Origin of the sequence: Mycobacterium sp. 1165178.9 (assembly GCF_001673555.1) — a bacterium.
Lineage (GTDB): Bacteria > Actinomycetota > Actinomycetes > Mycobacteriales > Mycobacteriaceae > Mycobacterium.
Genome location: NZ_LZMB01000577.1, coordinates 1 through 23049 on the forward strand (window position 1 = coordinate 1; position 23049 = coordinate 23049).

22 protein-coding genes and 1 pseudogene are annotated in these 23049 nt (G+C 68.4%); 9 read left to right on the plus strand and 14 right to left on the minus strand.

The features are described 5' to 3' along the window. From A5652_RS24695 to A5652_RS24705, 3 genes and pseudogenes are all read left to right on the plus strand, one after another. A pseudogene (locus A5652_RS24695) lies at positions 1-437 on the plus strand (peptidase M50); the annotation flags it as partial. Between the two features lie 9 nt (positions 438-446). Then, positions 447-1229, plus strand: a complete 783-nt coding sequence (locus A5652_RS24700; RefSeq protein WP_067358274.1) for a site-2 protease family protein — start codon at positions 447-449, stop codon at positions 1227-1229. A 40-nt stretch (positions 1230-1269) separates the two neighbouring features. Beyond that, positions 1270-2163, plus strand: coding sequence for a cation diffusion facilitator family transporter (locus A5652_RS24705; protein WP_067358277.1), 894 nt, complete (start codon positions 1270-1272; stop codon positions 2161-2163). 3 nt (positions 2164-2166) lie between these two features. Here A5652_RS24705 and A5652_RS24710 read toward each other — a convergent pair whose 3' ends face one another. Continuing rightward, positions 2167-2580 (minus strand): DUF3151 domain-containing protein, encoded by a 414-nt coding sequence (locus A5652_RS24710; protein WP_067358319.1) that lies wholly within the window; start codon positions 2578-2580, stop codon positions 2167-2169. Between the two features lie 120 nt (positions 2581-2700). Between A5652_RS24710 and A5652_RS24715 the strand changes: the two genes are divergently transcribed. Further along, entirely contained in the window at positions 2701-3570 is an 870-nt protein-coding gene (locus tag A5652_RS24715; protein WP_067358280.1) for a hypothetical protein, read from the plus strand. Here the strand turns inward: A5652_RS24715 and fbaA are convergent. Then, entirely contained in the window at positions 3567-4601 is a 1035-nt protein-coding gene (fbaA, locus tag A5652_RS24720) for a class II fructose-bisphosphate aldolase (RefSeq protein ID WP_067358283.1), read from the minus strand. The genes A5652_RS24715 and fbaA overlap by 4 nt on opposite strands. Before the next feature lie 141 nt (positions 4602-4742). Here fbaA and A5652_RS24725 point away from each other — a divergent pair, with 141 nt between their 5' ends. Continuing rightward, the gene (locus A5652_RS24725) at positions 4743-5435 is read left to right on the plus strand and encodes a DedA family protein (RefSeq protein WP_067358285.1); all 693 of its coding nucleotides are present in this window, start codon (positions 4743-4745) and stop codon (positions 5433-5435) included. 21 nt (positions 5436-5456) lie between these two features. Here A5652_RS24725 and A5652_RS29045 read toward each other — a convergent pair whose 3' ends face one another. The 8 genes from A5652_RS29045 to clpB form a co-directional block, all read right to left on the minus strand. Then, positions 5457-6809 (minus strand): 3-oxoacid CoA-transferase, encoded by a 1353-nt coding sequence (locus tag A5652_RS29045; RefSeq protein WP_067358288.1) that lies wholly within the window; start codon positions 6807-6809, stop codon positions 5457-5459. Further along, positions 6806-7939, minus strand: coding sequence for a glycoside hydrolase family 76 protein (locus A5652_RS24735; protein WP_067358291.1), 1134 nt, complete (start codon positions 7937-7939; stop codon positions 6806-6808). Before A5652_RS24735 ends, A5652_RS29045 begins: the two co-directional genes overlap by 4 nt. Before the next feature lie 26 nt (positions 7940-7965). After that, on the minus strand, positions 7966-8613 hold the full coding sequence (locus A5652_RS24740) for an RNA methyltransferase (RefSeq protein WP_067358321.1): 648 nt from the start codon (positions 8611-8613) through the stop codon (positions 7966-7968). Next, positions 8610-9512, minus strand: coding sequence for a hypothetical protein (locus A5652_RS24745; RefSeq protein WP_067358294.1), 903 nt, complete (start codon positions 9510-9512; stop codon positions 8610-8612). Before A5652_RS24745 ends, A5652_RS24740 begins: the two co-directional genes overlap by 4 nt. A 228-nt stretch (positions 9513-9740) precedes the next feature. Continuing rightward, positions 9741-10280: an orotate phosphoribosyltransferase gene (pyrE, locus tag A5652_RS24750; RefSeq protein WP_067358297.1), complete on the minus strand. Its 540-nt coding sequence runs from the start codon at positions 10278-10280 to the stop codon at positions 9741-9743. Next, the gene (locus A5652_RS24755) at positions 10267-11043 is read right to left on the minus strand and encodes an SDR family oxidoreductase (protein ID WP_067358324.1); all 777 of its coding nucleotides are present in this window, start codon (positions 11041-11043) and stop codon (positions 10267-10269) included. Before A5652_RS24755 ends, pyrE begins: the two co-directional genes overlap by 14 nt. 45 nt (positions 11044-11088) lie before the next feature. Then, positions 11089-11967: a trehalose monomycolate transport factor TtfA gene (gene ttfA / locus A5652_RS24760; RefSeq protein ID WP_067358299.1), complete on the minus strand. Its 879-nt coding sequence runs from the start codon at positions 11965-11967 to the stop codon at positions 11089-11091. A gap of 114 nt (positions 11968-12081) precedes the next feature. Further along, a complete protein-coding gene (gene clpB / locus A5652_RS24765) occupies positions 12082-14628 on the minus strand; it encodes an ATP-dependent chaperone ClpB (RefSeq protein WP_067358301.1) in 2547 nt (848 codons plus the stop codon). Between the two features lie 121 nt (positions 14629-14749). Here clpB and A5652_RS24770 point away from each other — a divergent pair, with 121 nt between their 5' ends. The 3 genes from A5652_RS24770 to A5652_RS24780 are packed head-to-tail and all read left to right on the plus strand — an operon-like array spanning position 14750 to position 17311. Beyond that, positions 14750-15193 carry a DUF3060 domain-containing protein gene (locus tag A5652_RS24770; RefSeq protein WP_067358303.1) on the plus strand — a complete coding sequence of 148 codons (444 nt, stop codon included), beginning with the start codon at positions 14750-14752 and terminating at the stop codon, positions 15191-15193. Between the two features lie 31 nt (positions 15194-15224). Further along, entirely contained in the window at positions 15225-16406 is a 1182-nt protein-coding gene (locus tag A5652_RS24775; RefSeq protein WP_067358305.1) for an FAD-binding oxidoreductase, read from the plus strand. Between the two features lie 2 nt (positions 16407-16408). Beyond that, positions 16409-17311, plus strand: coding sequence for an aldose 1-epimerase (locus A5652_RS24780; protein ID WP_067358308.1), 903 nt, complete (start codon positions 16409-16411; stop codon positions 17309-17311). Between the two features lie 141 nt (positions 17312-17452). Here A5652_RS24780 and A5652_RS24785 read toward each other — a convergent pair whose 3' ends face one another. Genes A5652_RS24785 through dnaK form a run of 4 tightly spaced genes read right to left on the minus strand, consistent with a single transcriptional unit; the run spans position 17453 to position 21581 of the window. After that, positions 17453-17848: a heat shock protein transcriptional repressor HspR gene (locus A5652_RS24785; protein WP_067358310.1), complete on the minus strand. Its 396-nt coding sequence runs from the start codon at positions 17846-17848 to the stop codon at positions 17453-17455. Next, on the minus strand, positions 17848-19026 hold the full coding sequence (gene dnaJ, locus A5652_RS24790; protein WP_066872313.1) for a molecular chaperone DnaJ: 1179 nt from the start codon (positions 19024-19026) through the stop codon (positions 17848-17850). The genes A5652_RS24785 and dnaJ overlap by 1 nt, the downstream gene beginning before the upstream one ends. A gap of 45 nt (positions 19027-19071) precedes the next feature. Beyond that, positions 19072-19722, minus strand: a complete 651-nt coding sequence (gene grpE, locus A5652_RS24795; RefSeq protein ID WP_067358312.1) for a nucleotide exchange factor GrpE — start codon at positions 19720-19722, stop codon at positions 19072-19074. Continuing rightward, a complete protein-coding gene (gene dnaK / locus A5652_RS24800; RefSeq protein WP_067358314.1) occupies positions 19719-21581 on the minus strand; it encodes a molecular chaperone DnaK in 1863 nt (620 codons plus the stop codon). The genes grpE and dnaK overlap by 4 nt, the downstream gene beginning before the upstream one ends. Before the next feature lie 325 nt (positions 21582-21906). Between dnaK and A5652_RS24805 the strand changes: the two genes are divergently transcribed. After that, on the plus strand, positions 21907-22857 hold the full coding sequence (locus tag A5652_RS24805) for an amidohydrolase family protein (protein ID WP_067358317.1): 951 nt from the start codon (positions 21907-21909) through the stop codon (positions 22855-22857). Positions 22858-23049: the final 192 nt, after the last annotated feature.

Here is a 23049-nt window from a genome sequence, read left to right on the forward strand (position 1 = left end):
CGCGCCGCCGCACCCGGGGAACCCGGATCTACCGTCTGCCGACCGGATTCGGGGCGGTGTGGCGGGCCCGGCGCGGCTCGGCCCGGCGGGTGACGCTGATCCGCGACGAGACCGGGTCGGTGGTCGTCGGGCGGGCCTGCTGGCTGCCGCCGGACAACGCGCGCTGGATCCACGGCGAGGCGGTGGTCGACGACACGACCTTGTTCGACGGCGACGTCGCCGGCGTGTGGATCGAGCCGATGCTGGCCGCGCCGGGCCTGCGCGCGGCGGTCGCGGGCCGCGGTCGCGGCCGTCTCTGGCGCCGATGGGTGACCGGCCGCGCCGCCCAGCTGGGCAGCACGGGTGTCGCCGTGCTGCGCGACGGCGTTCCCGCGCCGCGCGCCGCCCGCCGCTCGTCGTTCTACCGCAACGTCGAGGGCTGGCTGCTGGTCGGCTAGTTTCGACCGGTGAGCTTCCCTGCCTCCCAGCACGAATCGGTACGGCCGAGCCCGATCTTTTTGGGCCTGATCGGGCTGACGGGTGTCGGCGCCGCGTTGGCCTGGTCGGCCGGGATCAGCACGCGGCCGCTGGCTTATGCCGGCGTGTTCATCTTCGTGATCGCCGGCTGGCTGGTGTCGCTGTGCCTGCACGAATTCGGGCACGCGGTGACCGCCTGGCGGTTCGGCGATCACGATGAAGCCGTGCGCGGCTACCTGACGCTGGACCCGCGCCGCTACGCCCATCCGGCGCTGTCGCTGCTGCTGCCGATGGTGGTCATCCTGCTGGGTGGGATCGGTCTGCCCGGCGCGGCGGTCTACGTGCGGACGTGGTTCATGACCCCCGCCCGGCGCACCATGGTCAGTCTGGCGGGCCCGGCGGCCAACCTCGTGCTGGCGGTGCTGCTGCTGGTGGCGACGCGGCTGTTCTTCGACCCGACCCACGTGGTGCTGTGGGCCGGGGTGGCCTTCCTGGCGTTCCTGCAGCTCACCGCCGTGCTGCTGAATCTGCTGCCCATTCCGGGCCTGGACGGATACGACGCGCTGGAACCGCATCTGAGTCCCCAGACCCAGCGGGCGCTGGCGCCGGCCAAGCAATGGGGCTTCGTCATCCTGCTGTTTCTGCTCCTGGCGCCGGTGCTCAACCAGTGGTTCTTCGGGCTCGTGTTGTCCTTGTTCGACCTGTCCGGCGTGCCGGATGTGCTGGTGGGCTGGGGTAACGCGCTGACCCGCTTCTGGAGCCGCTGGTTCTGAGCCTTGCCATATATGCGTTATTGCGCATATATTTCGCCCCATGGGCGCAGGCCACGACCACACCCCCGCCGGCACGGACGATGCTCGGCTGATCCCGCGCATGGTCGTGGCCGCGGCGATCCTGGCGGCGTTCTTCGTGGTCGAGCTGGTCACCTCGTTGCTGATCAACTCGATTGCGCTGCTGGCCGACGCCGGCCACATGCTGACCGACGTCGTCGCCGTCTTCATGGGACTGGCCGCCGTCAGCCTGGCGCGCCGCGGCAGCTCGTCGCCCGCGCGCACCTACGGCTGGCATCGCGCCGAGGTGTTCACGGCCGTCGCCAACGCCGGCCTGCTGATCGGCGTTGCGCTGTTCATCCTCTACGAGGCCATCCGGCGGCTCCGCGAAGCGCCCGCCGTGCCCGGCGTGCCGATGATCGTGGTCGCCCTGGCCGGGCTCGCCGCCAACTTCGTGGTCGCGCTGCTGTTGCGTTCCCACTCGTCGGGCAGCCTGGCGGTCAAGGGCGCGTACATGGAAGTCGTCGCCGACACCGTGGGCAGCCTGGGCGTCCTGATCGCCGGGGTGGTCACCGTGACCACGCACTGGCCCTACGCCGATGTGGTCGTGGCTGTGCTGGTGGCGCTCTGGGTGTTGCCCCGCGCCGTCGCGCTGGCCCGCGACGCGCTGCGGATCCTGTCCGAGTCTTCGCCGGCCCATATCGACGTCGAGGAACTGCGCGCCGCGCTCGGCGCCGTCGATGGGGTGACCGACGTGCACGACCTGCATGTGTGGACGCTCTCGCCCGGCAAGGACATGTGCACCGCACACCTGATCAGCGCGGGCGACTCCGCGCGGGTGCTGCATGACGCGCGCGCGGTGTTATCGGCTCGCGGACTCGAACACGCCACCGTCCAGATCGACTGCCCCGACGACACCGATTGTTCGGACAGCTGAGCGTTAAAGCCCAAGCGCCCTGCGCGCTTCGGGGTCGCAATCGTCGAGCAGGTCCAGGCAGCGCGAGTACTCGTCGGTTTCGCCGATCGTGTCGGCTGCGCGCGCCAGGGCCGCCACACACCGCAGGAAGCCCCGGTTGGGTTCGTGCGAGTAGGGCACCGGACCGAAGCCCTTCCAGCCGTTTCGCCGCAGCTGGTCCAGGCCGCGGTGGTAGCCGGTGCGGGCATAGGCGTACGCGGTGATGGCCCGCTCGTCGGCCAACGCCTGCTCGGCCAGCGTCGCCCAGGCCACCGAGGCCGTCGGATGCGCGGCGGCCACGATGCCGGGCTCCTCACCGGCGAGCAGTTCCGCCTCGGCATCGGTATCTCCGGGCAGCAGGATCGGGTCGGGTCCTAGCAGGTCTCCCATCGGCGGCATGGCTCTATTGTGCAGCTCGCCCCTTTTGCCCGCGTGACGCACCTCGGCCAACGCCGGAAGCCGGGCACTCGGTCGCTAAGCTCTGCAACTACCCGACGAAGCGGGAGGACAGTAGTACTCATGCCCAAACGATCCGATCCCGACCGCGGCGGTGCGCCGAAACGGCCCGGGTTCGACCCACGCGAGTCTCGCAGCGAACCGAGCGACGAGTGGGGGGCCGAGTCCGGCTTCGATACCGGAAACGACGCCACCGAGGGCGTCCCCCTGGTCCCCAGCGATCCCGACACCGAGACCGAGGTGATCAACCGGCCCGACCCGCAGAGCGGCGCCGAGGAGATACCGGACGGGCCGCAGCGCGAACGCCGCTTCACCGCGCCGGGCTTCGACGCCAAGGAAACCACGGTCATCGCCACCACGCCCGAGCCGGCCACGGAGGCCTTCGGGGCGCAGCCCGGACAGGACGGCACCGCGCAGTTCGGGGTACCGTCCAAAGCCGCTGTGCCGCAATCGATCCCACCCCGACTGGGCGCAAAGCTGCGCACTTCTAGGCAATTCAACTGGGGGTGGATACTGGCGCTGGTCGTGATCGTCCTGGCGCTGGCGGCGATCGCGATTCTGGGCACGGTGCTGCTCACCCGGGGCAAACACTCGAATGTCTCGCGGGAAGACCAGGTTCGGCAGACCATCCAGAACTTCGACGTCGCGATCCAGCGGGGCGATCTGACCACGCTGCGCACCATCACGTGCGGCACCACCCGCGACGGCTACGTCGATTACGACGAACACGCCTGGGACGAAACCTATCGGCGGGTGTCGGCGGCCAAGCAGTATCCGGTGATCGCCAGCATCGATCAGGTGGTGGTCAACGGCCAGCACGCCGAGGCGAACGTCACCACGTTCATGGCCTACGACCCGCAGCTGCGCTCCACCCGCAGCCTGGATCTGCAGTATCGCGACGACCAGTGGAAGGTTTGCCAGTCCGCCAGCTAGCTGCTGACCGACTTTCCGGCGCAGTGCAGGTCGGTGCAGGCCTGGACCACTCGCTCGGACATCGACGCCTCGGCCTTCTTCAGATAGCTGCGCGGGTCATAGACCTTCTTGACGCCGACCTCGCCGTCCACCTTGAGCACGCCGTCGTAGTTGCCGAACATGTGGCCGGCGATGGGCCGGGTGAACGCGTACTGCGTGTCGGTGTCGACGTTCATCTTCACCACGCCGTAGCGCAGCGACTCCTCGATCTCCGACGTCAGCGAACCGGAACCGCCGTGGAAGACGAAGTCGAACGGCTTGGCGTCGTCGGGCAGCCCCAGCTTGGCGGCCGCCACCTTCTGTCCCTGGGCCAGGATGTCGGGGCGGAGCTTGACGTTGCCGGGCTTGTAGACGCCGTGCACGTTGCCGAAGGTGGCGGCGAGCAGGTATTTGCCGTGCTCGCCGTGGCCCAGCGCGTCGATGGTCTTCTCGAAGTCGTCCGGTGATGTGTAGAGCTTGTCGTTGATCTCGTGGGCGACGCCGTCCTCCTCGCCACCCACGACGCCGATCTCGATCTCCAGGATGATCTTCGCGGCCGCCGCGTCCTTGAGTAGTTCCCGCGCGATTTGGAGGTTCTCGTCGATCGGCACGGCCGAACCGTCCCACATGTGCGACCCGAACAGCGGATCTTGGCCCGCGGCAACCCGTTCGGCCGAAATCGCCAGCAGCGGGCGGACATAGGTGTCCAGCTTGTCCTTCGGGCAGTGGTCGGTGTGCAGCGCGACGTTGATCGGGTATCTGTCCGCGATGCAGCGGGTGAACTCGGCCAGCGCCACCGCGCCGGCCACCATGTCCTTGACGCCCAGCCCGGACGCGAATTCGGCGCCGCCGGTGGAGAACTGGATGATCCCGTCGCTGCCCGCATCGGCGAAACCTTTGATCGCCGCGTTGACCGTCTCCGACGACGTGCAGTTGATCGCCGGGAAGGCATACGAGTGCTCCTTGGCGCGTCGCAGCATCTCGGCATAGACCTCGGGCGTGGCGATGGGCATAGACACCTCCTGACTGCTGGTCCTACCCAACCACGGATGCGTGGTCGGCAGCTACCCTGGCAAACCGGCCGCCGGCCGGGGGCGCGCGTTAGTCCGGGCTTGGTGCGGGGCGGGGTCATTTCGCCGGTATGTTGAGGGATCATGAGCACCGCCGTGACGGCCCTGCCCCACATCTTCGACCCGATGTACTGGTTGGGCGCCGATGGCGTCTTCGGGTCCGCGGTGCTGCCCGGCATCCTGATCATCGTCTTCATCGAGACCGGGCTGCTGTTCCCGCTGCTGCCCGGCGAATCGCTGCTGTTCACCGGCGGCCTGCTGGCCGCGCACCCGAATCCGCCGGCCAGCATCTGGGTGCTGGCCCCGGCCGTCGCCACCGTGGCGATACTGGGCGATCAGACGGGGTATTTCATCGGCCGTCGGATCGGCCCCGCGCTGTTCAAGAAGGAAGACTCCCGCTTCTTCAAGAAGCACTACGTGACCGAGTCGCACGCGTTCTTCGAGAAATACGGGCCCTGGGCGATCATCCTGGCCCGGTTCGCGCCGTTCGTGCGGACGTTCGTCCCGCCGGTCGCCGGGGTCTCCTACATGCGCTACCCGGTGTTTTTGGGCTTCGACATCGTCGGCGGCATCCTCTGGGGCGGTGGTGTCACGCTGGCGGGCTACTTCATGGGCAACGTGCCGTTCGTGCACCACAACCTGCAGAAAATCCTGTTGGCAATCCTCCTCGTCTCCCTGATGCCGGCGTTCATCGCCGCCTGGCGAAGCTATCGGGGGCGACGGCGCACGCAGAGCACAGGCGACCGGGAAGCCGAACGGCTGCCGGCGGCCGAGTAGCCGGCCGCCGCGATCGCGGGATCAGACCGCGACGGTGAAGTCGCAGCCCGTCTTGGCGCGAACTTCCTCCACCGTGACGCCGGGCTGCAGCTCGGTGAGCACCAGCCCCTGTCCCGGCTCGACGTCGAAAACGCACAGGTTGGTGATGATCATGTCGACCACGTTCTTACCGGTGAGCGGCAGCGTGCACTGGCTGAGGATCTTCGGGCTGCCGTCTTTGGCGGTGTGGTCCATCAGCACGATCACGCGCTTGACTCCTGACACCAAATCCATTGCGCCGCCTGGTCCTTTGACCATCTTGCCCGGCACCATCCAGTTGGCCAGGTCGCCGTTGTCCGCGACCTCCAGGGCGCCCAGGATGGACAGGTCGATGTGACCGCCCCGGATCATCGCGAAGGAGTCGGCGCTGGAGAAGAAGCTCGACCCGGGCAGGCTGGTGATGGTCTGCTTGCCCGCGTTGATGAGATCGGGGTCGACGGTGTCCTCGCTCGGGTAGGCGCCGATGCCGAGCAGGCCGTTCTCCGACTGCAGCGTGACCTTGATGCCCTCGGGGATGAAGTTCGCCACCAACGTCGGAATGCCGATGCCCAGGTTCACATAGAAGCCGTCACGCAATTCCTGGGCGGCGCGCTGGGCCATCCGCTCGCGGATCGGGCTGTCGTTTTTCAGCGCGGCGCCACCACTCGTGGTGCGGAACTCGATGCGCTTCTCGTAGCCGGTGCCCGCGATGATGCGGTCGACATAGATGCCGGGGGTGTGGATCAGGTCGGGGTCCAGCTCGCCGACCTCGACCAGCTCCTCCACCTCGGCCACCGTGATCGCGCCGCACGTGGCGATCATCGGGTTGAAGTTGCGTGCCGTCTTGCGGTAGACGAGGTTGCCGGCCGTGTCGCCCTTCCACGCCTTGACGATCGCCACGTCGGCCCGAATGCCTTCTTCCAGAACGTATTCGGTGCCGTCGAAGACCCTGGTGTCCTTGCCTTCGGCGAGATTGGTGCCGAAGGCCGTCCGGGTGTAGAAGCCCGGGATGCCCGCGCCGCCGGCGCGCAGCTTCTCCGCTAGCGTGCCCTGCGGCGTCAGCACCAGATCCAGCTCGCCGGCCAGCACCTGGCGCTCGAACTCCTTGTTCTCGCCGACGTAGGAGGCGATCACTTTGTTCACCTGCCGGCCCTTGAGCAGCAGTCCCATGCCGAAATCGTCTACGCCGGCGTTGTTTCCGACGATGGTGAGGTCCTTGATGCCGCTGTCGACCAGAGCCTGGATCAGCTTCTCGGGGATGCCACAAAGACCGAACCCGCCCGCGGCGATGGTGATGCCGTCCTTGAGCAGCCCGTGCAGGGCCGACTCCGCGTCGGGGTGGACCTTGTTACTCACCGGGGGCTCCTGTTGTTCGACTCGGCGGAGACGTTACATGCGGCCTCCATGAGCATCCACCCCGACAGCTGCACCGACAGGTCCCGTTCGGGTACCTCGGACGCCATCACCGCTCCCTCGACGAACTCCGCCGCTTTGCCGGCCGCCGTGGGCAGCTGCGCGTCGCGGTCCCAGAAGGGGCCGAACACCGGCAGCCCGTCCACCGTTTGCCGGTTGTCCCAGGCCGACTTCGCGCTGGCCAGCACGATCTGCCGGGCGGTGTCTCGGACCAGCGCGTCGTCGGCCGCCTCCCCCGGCAGCGCCGTGGCCACCAGCGCCAGGTACCGCGCGGTCACCCCGGCGAACAAGCCGCCGTCCCCGCCGCCGGCACCGGCCAGCACGCCCGCCGGTGCCATGTGTTCGCGCACGGCCGCGACCAGCCGGTGCACCCGGGCGGCGTGACGCTGCCTGATCTCGACCGCGGTCCGCGCGGCGAGTGCGGTCTCCAGCCCCAGCACCACGCCCTGGCAGTAGGTGTACTGCGCGCGCACCAGCGAACCGGCTTTGATGCCGTCGAACACCAGGTGCGTCTCCGGGTCGATCAATGTCTGGTCGATCCAATTGCCCATCTGCTCGGCACGTTGCAGATGGTCTCCGTAGCGGGCGAGGAAGATTCCGGCGGGTCCATTGGCCGGGGCATTGAAGAACTGGTCGGACTTGCGCCACGGAATGCCGCCGCCGTCCTCGGGCACCCAGGCCTTGAGGAATTGGGCGGCGAGCTTGGGCAGCGCGCGGCGGCGCTCGACGCCGGCGATCCGGGCGGCGCGCTCGAGCGCCAGCGCCAGCCAGGCCATGTCGTCGTAGTAGCTGTTGGTCCACGAGAAGTTGTTGCGCAGCCGGTGCGAGCGGACCTGCCGGTTGATCTCGGCGTGCCGGTGCGGCTGCGGATCGCGCTGCTGAGCGTCGATCAGGCAATCCAGCAGGTGGGCCTGCCACCAGTAGTGCCAGGTGCCGAACCAGCGGTCACGCCGCGTCGGCGGCCAGGCCACCACCCCCAGCTGAGTGGCGGGCAGCCCCCACAACCGCTTCAGATGTCGTTGCGTGACAGCGGCTTCGCAGCTGGCCGCGCGGTTGACCCAGAGCTGATCCATAGCTGTCGATCCTGCCCCATCGGGTTTCACCAGGCGCGGGACAGGTCAGCGTGCTGCTTGACCCAGGCATGCATGGCGATGCCGGCGGCGACGCCGGCGTTGATGCTGCGCGTCGAGCCGAACTGCGCGATCGACACCGTCAGCCCCGCGCCCGTGCGGGTGTCGTCGGTGATGCCTGGCCCCTCCTGGCCGAACACCAGCAGGCACTCGCGCGGCAGCGCGGCCTCCTCCAGGCGCGCCGCGCCCGGGATGTTGTCCACCGCGACCACGGTCAGCCCGGCGTCCGCCGCGAAGCTCAGCAAGTCGGCGGTGCTGTCGTGGTGGCACAACCGCTGATAGCGATCGGTCACCATGGCACCGCGTCGATTCCAGCGGCGCCGCCCCACGATGTGCACCGTGTGCACCGCGAAGGCGTTGGCGGTGCGCACCACCGAACCGATGTTGGCGTCGTGACCGAAGTTCTCGATCGCCACGTGCAGGGGATGCCGCCGCCGGTCGATGTCGGCGATGATCGCTTCCCGGGTCCAATACCGGTATGCGTCGACGACATTGCGAGTGTCGCCCTCGCGCAACAGGACTGGGTCATACCGCGGGTCGTCCGGCGGCTCGCCCGGCCACGGCCCGACGCCGGCCGGCGGTGTCGTCGCCCATTCGGTGGGGCCCGGCCCGCTCATCGCGGCGTCCACACGGCGGCGTGCGTGCCGTCGATGGCGAGCGTCGCGTAGAGCAACGCGTCGTTGATCTCGCCCTGGGTGCACAGCGACGCGTTGACGTGCACCGCGTCCAACGAGGCGTCGGGCAGGATCAGCACCGACGACCCGTAGGTCGCGCAGGCCGGGTTCAGGCCGGGGGCGGGCAGGGTCGGCGATGCCAGGAGCATCATCGGGCCACCGCGCTTGGCGGACTCGTCGCGATAGCGGGCCGCGACGGCGGTGGCTTCCAGTCCCAGCAGCATGTAGCCGTTGCCCGTGAATGCTCCTGGGTCGCCCAGCTGCATCTTGGTCACCGGGATGCCATCGGCCCGCCATGCCGACAGGCTGGCGGTCTTGACCGCCAAACCGCCGCTGTCGTTGGCGTTGGTGGGCAGCAGACCGACCGGGAAGGCGACCGGGTAGGCCGACGAGCTGTTCGGGATGCGGTCGCGCGGCGAGTAGCCGTAGACGCCGCGCACCTGGCTTCGATCCTTCAGCGGCCCAAGGCAAACCGTGCCCGTGAGCCGGTCACGCGGCGCCGAGAGCGGGGCGGGAATGTCACGCACACTGGTCTTCGCGGTGTCACAGCTGCCCAGACCGGCGACCTCCAAGGGGTGGGCCAGCGCACCGTAGAGACCAAAGCGGATGTCTTCGGGTATGACGCGCGGGTCCTTTGCCGCAGCCGGGCTGGCGTCGACGTCGACGAGCACGTAATCGCCGTCCCAGCGCAGGTTCGACACCGACATGTTCCAGCCGAGCAGGGCCAGCGATTCGCCGAGCCGCGCGCCCTGGGCGCCGTAGGGACGCACGGGTTGGCTGGACGACGAGCAGCCGGCCAGACACAGCGCCAAACAGGCCGCGATCGCAAAAAAGGTGCGCATGATTCAGCGACTCGAGGTGAAGCCGGGGCGCCTCTGCCACGTCCGCCCCACGTGGCACAGCGTTTCCTGCCGGTAGGAATGGACGAATTGCCCGCCTTTCAGCCACATCTCGGGCGGTCTCACGCCAAGAAGTTCTTGTCGCTGTGAGGCGGGCACAACGAACATCGCCCGCGCCAGCGACACCTGCGGCAAACGTGACAACTGGTGCCTTCGAAAGTCCACCCGCAACTAGCTCAGCCCCAGATCGGCGAGCCCGAGCACACTTCGATAGGGCAGCCCCTCGGCCTCGATGGCCTCGGCCGCACCCGTGGCGCGGTCCACCACGGTGGCCACCCCCACCACGTCCCCGCCGGCCTCCTGGACGGCGCGCACCGCGGTGAGCGCCGAGTTGCCGGTGGTGCTGGTGTCCTCGACGACCAGCACCCGCTTGCCGGAAACCTCTGAACCTTCGATAAGGCGTTGCAACCCATGGGTTTTCGCCGATTTACGCACGACGAAGGCGTCTATCGGGCGACCCGATGCGTGCATGACGGCGGTCGCCACCGGGTCGGCGCCGAGCGTCAGGCCGCCGACCACGTCGTAGTCCCAGTCGCTGGTCAGTTCGCGCATCAGCGCGCCGATCAGTGCCGAGGCGCGGTGGTGCAGCGTGGCGCGGCGCAGGTCGACGTAGTAGTCGGCCTCCTTGCCGGAGGAAAGCGTGACCCGCCCGTGCACCACCGATAGGCGGGACACGAGCTCCGCCAGCTCCTTGCGGTCAGGTCCGGCCACGACCGCTCCCGATTCGTTTGGTGACCGCCCGCATCAGGGTCCGCGGGATCAGGCGCTCGGCGGCGATGATCGCCTTGTACTGCAGGCCCGGAATGCTGATCACCTTGCCGCGGGCGATGTCGGCCAGGCTCTGGTTGACCACGTCGTCGACCTCGAGCCACATGAACGACGGCGACTTGGCCATGTCGATCCCGGCGCGGTCGTGGAATTCGGTGTGCACGTAGCCCGGACACACCGCGTGCACGGATACGCCGGTGCCCTGCAGGCCGACCGACAGGCCCTCGCTGAACGAGATCACCCAGGCCTTGGACGCCGAGTAGGTCGACCCGCGGCCGGGCACCAGCCCGGCGACGCTGGCGATGTTGATGACGGTGCCGGCCCCGGCTTCCAGCATGGCCGGCAGGGCCGCGCGGGTCAGGTGCATGACCGCGGTGACGTTGACGTCGAGCTGGGACTGCAGCACCGCGGGATCGCTGGACCAGAAGTCGCCGGAGGTGCCGAAGCCAGCGTTGTTCACCAGGACGCGCACTCCCCCGGCGGACAGCCGGTCGCACACCCGTTGCCGGCCCGCGGCGTCGGCCAGGTCGGCGGCCAGGATCTCGACGCTGCCGGAGTGTTCTTGCAGCTCGTCGGACAGCCGGGTCAAGCGGTCGACGTCGCGGGCGACCAGGACCACGTCGTAGCCGTCGCTGGCGTAGCGTCGCGCGAATCCGGCGCCGATTCCGGACGTAGGCCCGGTGATCAGGGCTACGGGGCGAGGCATGAGCGACATCCTAATGACGGCGGCCGCATAGGCCGCCGCGCGCCGTCAGCGCTGATAGTTGTTGGCCTGGTGGCCGTTGCGCGCGGGGGGCGGTGGGCGGCGGATGGTTTCCGAACGCCCATCGGAGGGAGGCTGGTCGCGCCGCACCGGCTCGGTGGCGCGACGACCGGGTGCAAGGTCGGGGCCTAGCAGCCCCGCCACGTCCTGCTGCGCGCGGCGGGGCGGCAGCTCGGCGCGGCCCGCAGGCGCCAACGGGCGGCTGGGAGAGGCATTGCGCGGACCCGACGGCGCCCCGGCCTCCTGCGAGGTCTCCTCGGGCAGCGGAGGCAGCACCCGCAGCAGGTCGTTGAACTGGCGCACGGTGCGCAGACCCTCGTCCCACTCGGTGCGGGTGCTGGTGATCGGCAGGGCGACCAGCGTCCAGTTCTGCTCGTTCCACATGATCTCGGCGCTGTCCGGTGCGGTGTGCGCGAAGGTGACCATGCGGCGGTCGCAGGCCCGCCGGGCGGCGTCCAGGTTGGTGGAGTAGACCATCCGCGGCCCGATCGCACCCAACAGCCAAATGTCGCTTTCCCGCGGCTCTTTGAGCCCCTTGAGTCGCAGGTCCACCACGACGTTGGTGCCCACCTTGCGATGCAGCGCGATGACGGTGGCGACCTCTTCCAGGTCGAAGATGTAGACGGCCTCGCCGCGGATCTGACCCAGCACCACGTTCTGGGCGGCGACGTCGCCGACCGTCGACATCACCCCGCGCTTCCAGCGCTTGAGGATGTCCGTGGATTCAGTCTCGTAGTCGAACCCGTGCGACCGCGCCCACGACTTGCGGCGCCTGCTGCGCCCCCGCCGCCGATCGATGTCGACGTACAGCAAGACCCCCGCGCCGACAAAGCACAGCGCGGAGAGCGTGAACCAGAGGGGGACCATCCAAAACAGGGTATCTGCTATTGGCCCAGAAGATAGAAGGCGACCAGGTCACAACCCAATCACAGCTGGCAATAGCCGCCTGTCGCCGGACCGCCGATGGTCCCCCTCCGGGGGTCAGCCCAGGATCAGCGAGTCGCCGTCGGGGCTGACGTTCACCGGAACGGTGTCGCCGTCGTGCACGTCGCCGGCCAACAGCAGCTTGGCCAGCTGGTCACCGATGGCCTGCTGCACCAGGCGGCGCAACGGCCGCGCGCCGTAGATCGGATCGAATCCGCGGTGCGCCAGCCACTGCTTGGCCGGCAGCGACACCTCCAGCGTGAGGCGGCGCTGAGCCAGCCGCTTCTGCAGTTGGGCCAGCTGGATGTCGACGATCTGCACCAGCTCACCGGGCTCCAGGCCGTGGAAGATGATCACGTCGTCGAGCCGGTTGATGAACTCGGGCTTGAACGCCGAGCGCACCGCGGCCATCACCTGCTCCTCGCTGCCACCCGACCCCAGGTTGGAGGTCAGGATCAGGATGGTGTTGCGGAAGTCGACGGTGCGGCCCTGCCCGTCGGTCAGGCGGCCCTCGTCGAGCACTTGCAGCAGCACGTCGAACACGTCCGGGTGGGCCTTTTCGATCTCGTCGAACAGGATGACGGTGTACGGGCGACGCCGCACCGCCTCGGTCAGCTGACCGCCCTGGTCGTAGCCGATGTAGCCGGGCGGTGCGCCGACCAGCCGGGCCACCGAATGCTTCTCGCCGTATTCGCTCATGTCGATGCGGACCATCGCGCGTTCGTCGTCGAACAGGAATTCCGCCAGCGCCTTGGCCAGCTCCGTCTTCCCGACGCCGGTGGGCCCGAGGAACATGAACGATCCGGTGGGCCGGTTGGGGTCGGCGACGCCGGCCCGGGAACGCCGCACGGCGTCCGAGACCGCCGTGACGGCCTTCTTCTGGCCGATGACGCGCCGGCCCAGTTCGTCCTCCATGCGCAGCAGCTTGGCGGTCTCACCCTCGAGCATTCGGCCGGCCGGGATGCCCGTCCACGCCGATACCACGTCGGCGATGTCGTCGGGACCGACCTCCTCCTTGAGCATCACGTTCTCGCGGGCCTGCGCCTGCGGCAGCGCGGCGTCCAGCTTCTTCTCGACCTCGGGGATGCGCCCGTAACGCAGTTCGGCCGCCTTGGCCAGGTCGCCGTCGCGTTCGGCGCGCTCGGACTCCCCGCGCAACGTGTCCAGCTGCTCCTTGAGCTCGCGCACGACGTCGATGGCGTTCTTCTCGTTCTGCCAACGGGTGGTGAGCTCGGACAGCTTCTCCTTCTGGTCGGCCAGCTCGGAGCGCAGTTTCTCCAGCCGCTCCTTGGACGCCTCGTCGGATTCCTTGGCCAGCGCCATCTCTTCGATCTCGAGCCGGCGCACCAACCGCTCGACCTCGTCGATCTCGACGGGCCGGGAGTCGATCTCCATCTTCAGCCGGCTGGCGGCCTCGTCGACCAGGTCGATGGCCTTGTCCGGTAGGAAGCGGGCGGTGATGTAGCGGTCGGACAGCGTCGCGGCGGCCACCAGGGCCGAGTCGGTGATGCGCACCCCGTGGTGTACCTCGTAGCGGTCCTTCAGCCCGCGCAGGATGCCGACGGTGTCCTCCACCGACGGCTCGCCCACCAGCACCTGCTGGAAGCGGCGCTCCAGAGCGGCGTCCTTCTCGATGTACTTGCGGTACTCGTCGAGTGTGGTGGCGCCGACCAGCCGCAGCTCGCCGCGGGCCAGCATCGGCTTGATCATGTTGCCGGCGTCCATCGCCCCCTCACCCGTCGCGCCCGCGCCGACGATGGTGTGCAGCTCGTCGATGAAGGTGATGATCTGTCCGGCGGAGTTCTTGATGTCGTCGAGGACGGCCTTGAGGCGCTCCTCGAACTCGCCGCGGTACTTCGCGCCGGCCACCATCGATCCCAGGTCCAGGCTGATGACGGTCTTGTCGCGCAGGCTCTCGGGCACATCGCCCGCGACGATGCGCTGGGCCAGGCCTTCGACGATCGCGGTCTTGCCGACACCGGGCTCACCGATCAGCACCGGGTTGTTCTTGGTGCGACGGGACAGGACCTGCACGACACGGCGAATCTCGTTGTCCCGCCCGATGACCGGGTCGAGTTTGCCTTCCCGGGCCCGCTCGGTGAGGTCGGTCGAGTACTTCTCCAGCGCCTGATAGGTGGCCTCCGGCTCCGGGCTGGTGACCCGCCCACTGCCGCGCACCTTGACGAATCCGTCGCGCAACGCCTGGGGCGAGGCGCCGTGGCCGGTCAGCAGCTTGGCGACGTCGGAGTCGCCGGTGGCCAGCCCCACCAGCAGGTGCTCGGTCGAGACGTATTCGTCGTTCATCTCGGTGGCCAGCTGCTGCGCGGTGGTGACGGCAGCCAGCGACTCGCGCGACAGTTGCGGTTGCGAGCTGGCGCCACTGGCCTGCGGCAGCTGGTCGAGGATGCGCTGTGTTTCGGCCCGGATAGTGGCGGGCTCGACGCCGACCGCCTCCAGTAGCGGCGCGGCGATCCCGTCCGCCTGCGTCAGCAGGGCCATCAGCAGGTGCGCGGGCCGGATCTCGGGGTTGCCGGCGGACGAGGCCGCCTGCAGCGCCGAGGTCAGCGCCGCTTGAGTCTTGGTGGTCGGGTTGAAAGAGTCCACGACACCTCCGTTCGGTAGTACGAAATGCTTGTCCGCTTGTTCAACGCCGTCAATGTTGAGTCTGTTCCGCTCAACTCTACCGAGTTTTGGACGGCATGGTCTCCGGGGTACCCCCGTATCGATGACGCAGACGACGCAGCACCCCGACCAGGCCGGCGCCGAGCCCGCCGGAACTCCGCGCCGCGTGCCGCGGGCCTTCTGGCTCGTCGCGGTTGCCGCCGGACTCGCGCTCGCGGGCCTGGTAATGGTCGGATTGCACACCGATCTCGGCGGCGGTAGCCCGTCGACCACCGTCCCGCAAGCCGGCACCCTGCAGGTCAGCGGGACGGGCACGACGAAGACGATCCCGTGTCACGCCGGCTACCTGTCGGTGAGCGGAAAGAACAACACCGTCACCCTCACCGGGCACTGCACCAGCGTCAGCGTTTCCGGCAGCGGCAACCACGTCGCGGTCGACAGCACCGATGCGGTGAGCGCGTCGGGGACCGGCAACGTCGTTCTGTACCACTGGGGTTCGCCCAAGGTCGACAACGTCGGGGCGACCAACATCGTCCGACAGGGCTGAGTCATCGGCGCCGAGCCTAGAATCGGGGCCCGTGGGCCTGGAGGATGTCGACGCACTGCGGATGCTGCACGATGCCTTCGCATCCGAGGGTTCGGGGTCGGTCGGGGACTCCGGTGAGCTCGTCCACCGCTTCTACAACCATTGGTTCGCCCTCGACGGTTCGGTACGCGACCTGTTTCCGCCCGAAATGGCCGCCCAGCGGCGGGCTTTCGGCCACGCGCTGCACTGGGTGTACGGCGAGCTGGTCGCGCGGCGCACGCAGGAGCCCGTGGCGTTCCTGGCTCAACTCGGCCGCGATCACCGCAAATACGGTGTGCTGCCCCCGCATTACGAGACGCTGCGGCGGGCGTTGCTGATAACGCTGCGCGACCACGTGGGTGCGGCCTGGACCGGCGCCCTCGACGAGGCGGCCGTGCAGTCGCTCAACCTGATCACCGGGGTGATGAGCGGCGCCGCGGACGCCGAGGAGGGGCCCGCCTGGTGGGAGGGCACCGTGATCGAGCACCTGCGGGTGTCGCGGGACCTGGCCGTCGTCCGCCTACAGCTCGATCAGCCGATGCACTATCACCCGGGCCAGTACGTCAACGCCCACGTGCCCCAATGCCCGCATCGCTGGCGGTATTTGAGTCCCGCGATCCCGGCCGACCCGGGCGGCGGGATCGAGTTTCACGTCCGCCTGGTCCCCGGCGGCTTGGTCAGCACCGCGATCGTCAACGAAACGCGCGGCGGCGACCGGTGGCGGCTGTCCAGCCCGCACGGCGGCCTACGGGTCGACCGCGACGGGGAGGACGTGCTGATGGTGGCCGGCAGCACGGGCCTGGCGCCGCTGCGGGCGCTGATCATGGACCTGTCGCGGTTCGCGGTCAACCCGCGGATACATCTCTTCTTCGGCGCCCGATACCGCTGCGAACTCTACGATCTGCCGACCCTGTGGCAGATCGCCTCCCACAATCCGTGGCTGTCGGTATCGCCGGTCTCGGAGTACAACAGCGACCCGTCGTGGGCCGCAGACTATCCCGACGTCACACCGCCGCGTGGCCTGCACGTGCACCAGATCGGGCGGCTGCCCGACGTCGTGACGAAGTACGGGGGCTGGGGCGATCGACAGATCCTGGTGTGCGGCGGACCGGCGATGGTCAACGCGACCAAGGCCGCCCTGATCGCCAAAGGCGCTCCGCCCGAACACATTCAGCATGACCCGCTATGGAGGTAGCCATGCACGTCGTCACCCTGCGCGATCCCTCGGCGCCGGTGGTTGCGCAGTTCGTTCCCGAGGCGGGGATGATCGGCACGTCGCTACGCGACGACGGCGTCGAGCTGCTGGGTCAGCGCCGCGGTCTGGACGCCTACATCTGGAACGGCAAGACGATGGGGATCCCGATTCTGTATCCGTGGGCGAATCGGTTGGGCGAGAACACCTATACCGCGCAGGACATCACCGTGACCTTGATGCCGGGAGAAAACGGTGTGCGCGCCGACCCCAATGGGCTACCCATTCACGGCGTCTTGGCCGCCTACCCCGGGTGGCGGGTGACGGCCCAGGCCGCCGACGAGCTGACCGCCGAACTGGATTTCGGTGCCGATCCCCGGTTACTGGCCAGCTTCCCGTACCCGCATGTGCTGGCGATCACGGCGCGGCTGAGCGACCGGACGCTGACGGTCCGGACCACGGTCACCGCGACGGGCGACCGCGCGGTGCCGCTGTGTTTCGGGTTTCATCCATACCTGCAGTTGCCCGACGCGCCACGAGCCGACTGGGTCATCGAGACACCCCCGTTGCGGCATCTGGCCCTCGACGGCAAGGGACTGCCGACGGGCGACTCGGAGCCGCAGGCGGCGCACGAAGAGGCGTTGTGCGACAAGGCTTTCGACGACGCCTACGACCAGGTGGCCGAGGGCTCGGTGTTCGCGGTATCCGGCGGCGGACGTCGCATCGAGGTCCATTTCGAACGGGGCTATCCGGCGGCGCAGATCTTCGCGCCGCCGGCCGAGGACCCCGCGAAGACGATCGTGTGCTTCGAGCCCATGACCGCGCCCACCGACGCGCTGCGCCGGGGCGGCTACCGCTGCGCGCGCCCGGGCGACCCGGCGGTCACCCAGTTTTCGATCCGCGTGTGATCTCGGTGACCACTTGGGTCAGTGCGGTCGGTGGTCACTAGGTGAATGCGAAAAGCGCCAGCAGATGCGCTAGCGCTTTCGTGAACTTTGCATGCCTCCGGAGACGGGAACCGTTGGGGCGACGGTGGAACCGAGCGAGAGCTAGCGGCCCCGGCGCGGCTGCCACACCACCAGCGCGGTGCTCTTGGGCACCACCGCCACGTCGCGACGCTGGCTAACCCGCGTCTGCGCCAGCTCCTCGGTCAACTCCTTGACCCGGGCCTGCAGCGCCTCGACCTGATTGGTCAGCTCGATGATCCGCTTGATGCCCGCGAGGTTGACGCCCTCGTCCTGCGAGAGCCGCTGCACCTCGCGCAGCAGGTCGACATCGTGCTCCGAATACCGCCGTCCCCCACCGGAAGTCCGGCGCGGGCTGACCAGGCCGAGGCGGTCGTAGGTGCGCAGCGTCTGGGCGTGCATGCCGGCCAACTCGGCGGCCACCGAGATCAGGAAGGTCCGGGCGTCCTCTTTTCTGGAATTGCTCGAGCCCTTGGCCATCAGCGATTACCTGCCCATCCCGCCCGGGGGTCGAAGCCGCTGGCGCGCTCGGCGGCGGCGTACGCCTCCAGCGCCTCCTGGGCGGCCCCCTCCAAATTCGGTGGCACGGCGACCTTTACGGTCACCAGCAGGTCGCCGTTGCCGCCGCTGCGCTTGGGAACGCCGCGCCCGCGCACCCGCAGGATGCGGCCGTCGGCGGTGCCCTTGGGCACCCGGACACCGACCTTGCCGTCCAGGGTGGGCACCGAAATGGTTGAGCCCAAGGCTAACTCGGTGAAGCTGACCGGGACCGTCACGGTGAGGTCATCGCCGTCGCGGCCGAACACCTTGTCCGGGCGCACATGCACCGTCACATACAGGTCACCCGAGGGCGCACCGCGCAACCCCGCCTCGCCCTGGCCGGGCAGCCGGATGCGCTGTCCGTCCTCGACGCCGGGCGGAATCCGCACGTTGATGGTGCGGGTCCGGGTGGTGACGCCGGTGCCCTTGCACTCGTCGCAGGGGTGCTCGATGATCGAGCCGCTGCCCCGGCAATCGGTGCAGGGCTCGGAGAATCCGAACGCGCCTTGGTTGCGGTTGATCACGCCGGAGCCGTTGCAGGTGGGACACACCTTCGGGCTGGTGCCCGGCCGCGCGCCACTGCCGTGGCAGTTGGTGCACGGCGCCGGGCTGGTCAGCCGCAGCGGCATCGCCACGCCCTTGGCGGCCTCGACGAAATCCAGCTGGGTTTCGGTCTCGAGGTCGTTGCCGCGGCGGGGCCGGCTGGGCCGGGCGCCCGAACCGCGTCCGAACAGCCCGCCGAACAGGTCACCGATGTTGGTGCCGCCGCTTCGGCCGGCCGCGTCGAACAAATCGTTGAGGTTGAACTCGGCGCCGTCACCGCCGACGTTGAAGCCCCCGAACCCGCCGCTGTCGAACCGGCGCCCGCCGAATCCGCCGCCCGCGAACAGCCTTCGGGTTTCGTCGTATTCCTTGCGCTTGGCCGGGTCCGACAAGACGTTGTGCGCCTCGGAGACCGCTTTGAATCGTTCGCCGGCGGCGGGGTTGTCGGGGTTGGCGTCCGGGTGCAGATCGCGTGCCAACTTGCGATAGGCGCGCTTGATCTCTTCGGGGCTGGCGTCAGAGGAGACGCCCAGCTCCTTATAGAAGTCCTTTTCGACCCATTCACGCTGGGCCATGTCGCGTCACCTCCTCACCTTTCTTTGTTGTGCTGATTGTGTGGTCTAGTCACCGGATGTGCCGGCGTTATCGTCCGATTCGGCCGGCTCGGTTTCCCCAGCCGCCGCGGCGGACTCACCGGTGGCAGCGGCGGTGTCGCCCTCGTCGGCGACTGTGTCGACGACGCCGACCAAAGCGTGGCGCAGCACCTGATCGCCCAGTTTGTAGCCCTGTCGCATGACAGTGCCGATCACCGGTCGGGAGCCATCGCCTTCGTGCTGGACGGCTTCGTGCAGCACGGGGTCGAAGTCCTCGCCCTCCTCGCCGAACGCCGACAGGCCGAGGCCGGTCAGCGCGCTTTCCAACTTGTCGGCCACCGACTTCAGCGGTCCGGACTCCAGATCGCCGTGCTTACGCGCCCGGTCGAGATCGTCCAGCACGCCCAGCAATTGGTTGACGACGGCGGCCTTGGCCCGGTCCGCCGCGGCCTGCTGGTCGCGCAGCGCCCGCTTGCGGTAGTTGGCGAAGTCGGCCTGTACGCGTTGCAAATCGGCGGTGAGCTCGGCGACTTTGCCCTCGGCCTGACCCGCCGACTCGGCGGGCGGCGCCCCTCCCGGCGCGTTGCCGGGAGGGACCTGCCGTACTTCACCGGTCTCGGGATCGATTCGCCGCTTGTCGGTGACTGTCACCTGTTCGGATGGGTTGCTTTCTGTCACTTGGACTCCCGGTCATCGTCGACCACCTCCGCGTCCACGACGTCGTCGGCGGAGCCAGACCCGTCGCCGGCCGCACCGCCACCGGCCTGCTCGCCGGCGGCCTGGGTGGCCTCGTAGATCGCCTGTCCGAGCGCCTGCGATTCCTGGCCCAGCTTCTCCATCGCCGCCTTGATCGCGGTGATGTCGGTGCCGCCCAGGGCCGTCTTGGCCTCGGCGATCGCGGCGTCGACCTTGGACAGCGTGTCCTCGGGGACCTTCGAGCCGCCCTCGGCTTCACGCTGATCCTTGACGAATTTCTCCGTCTGGTAGACCAGCGATTCGGCCTGGTTGCGGACGTCGGCCTCTTCGCGACGCTGACGGTCTTCCTCGGCGTGCGCCTCGGCGTCCTTGATCATCCGGTCGATCTCCTCCTTGGACAGGCCGGAGCCCTCCTGGATTTTGATCGTGTTCTCCTTGCCGGTGCCCTTGTCCTTGGCCGTGACGTGCACGATGCCGTTGGCGTCGATGTCGAACGTGACCTCGATCTGCGGGACGCCGCGCGGAGCCGGCGGGATGCCGGTCAACTCGAAGGAGCCGAGCAGCTTGTTGTGCGAAGCGATTTCGCGCTCACCCTGATAGACCTGGATCTGCACCGACGGCTGATTGTCGTCGGCCGTGGTGAAGGTTTCCGACCGCTTGGTGGGGATGGTGGTGTTGCGCTCGATGAGCTTGGTCATCACGCCACCCTTGGTCTCGATACCCAGGCTCAGCGGCGTGACATCAAGCAGCAGAACGTCTTTCACTTCACCCTTCAGCACACCGGCCTGCAGGGCGGCGCCCACGGCAACAACCTCGTCGGGGTTGACGCCCTTGTTGGGCTCCTTGCCACCGGTGAGCTCTTTGACCAGCTCGGTCACCGCGGGCATGCGGGTGGAACCACCCACCAGGACCACGTGGTCGATCTCGGAGACCGAGATGCCGGCGTCCTTGATCACGGACTGGAACGGCTTGCGGGTGCGGTCCAGTAGATCCTGCGTGATGCGCTGGAACTCGGCGCGGGTCAGCTGCTCGTCGAGGAACAGCGGGTTCTTGTCCGCGTCGACGGTGATGTAGGGCAGGTTGATCGAGGTGCTCTGCGAACTCGAGAGCTCGATCTTGGCCTTCTCGGCGGCCTCACGCAGCCGCTGCATCGCCATCTTGTCCTTGGTCAGGTCGATTCCGCTGGTGCCCTTGAACTTGTCGACCAGCCACTCGACGACGCGGTCATCCCAGTCGTCCCCACCGAGGTGGTTGTCACCACTGGTGGCGCGGACCTCGACCACGCCCTCGCCGATCTCCAGCAGCGAGACGTCGAAGGTACCGCCGCCGAGGTCGAAGACCAGGATGGTCTGTTCCTTCTCGCCCTTGTCCAGGCCGTAGGCCAGCGCGGCCGCGGTCGGCTCGTTGACGATGCGCAGGACGTTGAGGCCGGCGATCTGGCCGGCTTCCTTGGTCGCCTGCCGCTGGGCGTCGTTGAAGTACGCCGGCACGGTGACGACGGCGTCGGTGACGTCCTCGCCCAGGTAGGCCTCGGCGTCGCGCTTCAGCTTCATCAGCACGCGGGCGCTGATCTCCTGAGCGGTGTATTTCTTGTCGTCGATCTCGACGGACCAGTCGGTGCCCATGTGCCGCTTGACCGAACGGATGGTGCGGTCGACGTTGGTGACCGCCTGGTTCTTGGCGGGTTGGCCAACGAGCACCTCGCCGTTGCGCGCGAAGGCGACGATGGACGGCGTCGTCCGCGAGCCCTCTGAGTTAGCGACGACGACAGGGTCGCCACCCTCGAGAACTGCGACGACGGAGTTGGTGGTCCCGAGGTCGATACCGACCGCACGAGCCATAGTGATTCCTCCTGAATATGTAGAGCTTGTTTGGTGCCACTATGCTGAGTGAACCCCGCTCAAGCCTGCCCGTGGGCAGGTAGGCTGTCAACCCAGCATTGAGTGTGGTTCGCTCAACTTGTCGTACATGTTAACGGCGGCCGGCCCCACCTTGTTCCCGGGGTGGCCAACTATTCGCCGGCAACCCGCGCGGCGGGAAATGGCAGGGAGCGCCGGGGACGCGGCGTCCGAAGTCGCATTCTGGCGGCGCCCCTGCGGCCAATGCACACTCGTGTGACGGCCGCGCGCCGATCGCGGCTACCAAGCGCCGGAGGGGTACCGATTAATGCGCACCATTGCCCTGGAAGAGCATTACGCCACAACCGAATTCCTGCGCGGCCCGGGCACCTGGCTGGCGTCGCGGCCCGGAATCGTGGAACCGGCCAGCGATCTCGGCGACGGCCGCATCGCGGCGATGGACGAGGCCGGGGTGGACCTGGCGGTGCTGTCGCTGGCCGCGCCCGGGGTGGAGCAGCTGGATCCGGACGAAGCGGTTCGGCTGGCCCGCGACTGCAACGACCAGCTCGCCGCCGCGGTGCAGCGGTATCCGGATCGCCTGGCGGGTTTCGCCACGGTGCCCATCAGCGCCCCCGACCAGGCGGCCGAGGAACTCGAGCGGGCGGTGCGCGGGCTCGGCTTTCCTGGCGCGGTGATCAACGGACACAGCCAAGGCCGCTACCTGGACGACCCGTTCTTCGAGCCCGTCCTGGCCTGCGCGGCCGCCCTGCAGGCGCCGATCTACCTGCATCCGACCATCCCACCGGCGGGCGTCATCGAGTCCAGCTACGCCGGCTTCGCCGAGCCGGTCACGTTCGCGCTGGCCACGGTCGGCTGGGGGTGGCATATCAACACCGCCACGCATGCACTGCGCATGATTCTCGGCGGGGTGTTCGATCGTCACCCGTCGCTGCAGATGATCATCGGGCATATGGGCGAGGCGACGTCGTTCATGCTGCCGCGCTTCGACGCCACGCTGACACCGGATCTGACCGGTCTGCGACGCCCGGTCAGTTCCTATCTGCGGGAGAACTTTCACTACACGTTCGCCAACTTCAACGACCACGCGACATACGCGAACCTGGTGGCGCACATTGGGATCGACCGGGTGGCCTTCTCCGCCGATTATCCGTTCGGGTCGATGGTCGCCGCCCGCAACTTTCTCGACGGCCTGCCGCTGTCCGACGACGAGCGGGCCGCCATCGGCCACCGCAACGCCGAAAAGCTGTTAGGGCTGTAGCCGTCCGCGCGTGTGGCCCGAGGGGCCGGTCACGCGGTGGTAAACCTGGGCCATCGGCTCTGTATCGATAGCCGCGCCGGGGCAGCGACTTTCGCCTCTCGGTGCGTAACCTGAGTGCCGCTATTCGAATCGTCTGGGGAGCGGCGGGTGCGGTTTTCGGAGAATGCTCGGCGAAGGCTGGCCGGTGGTTCG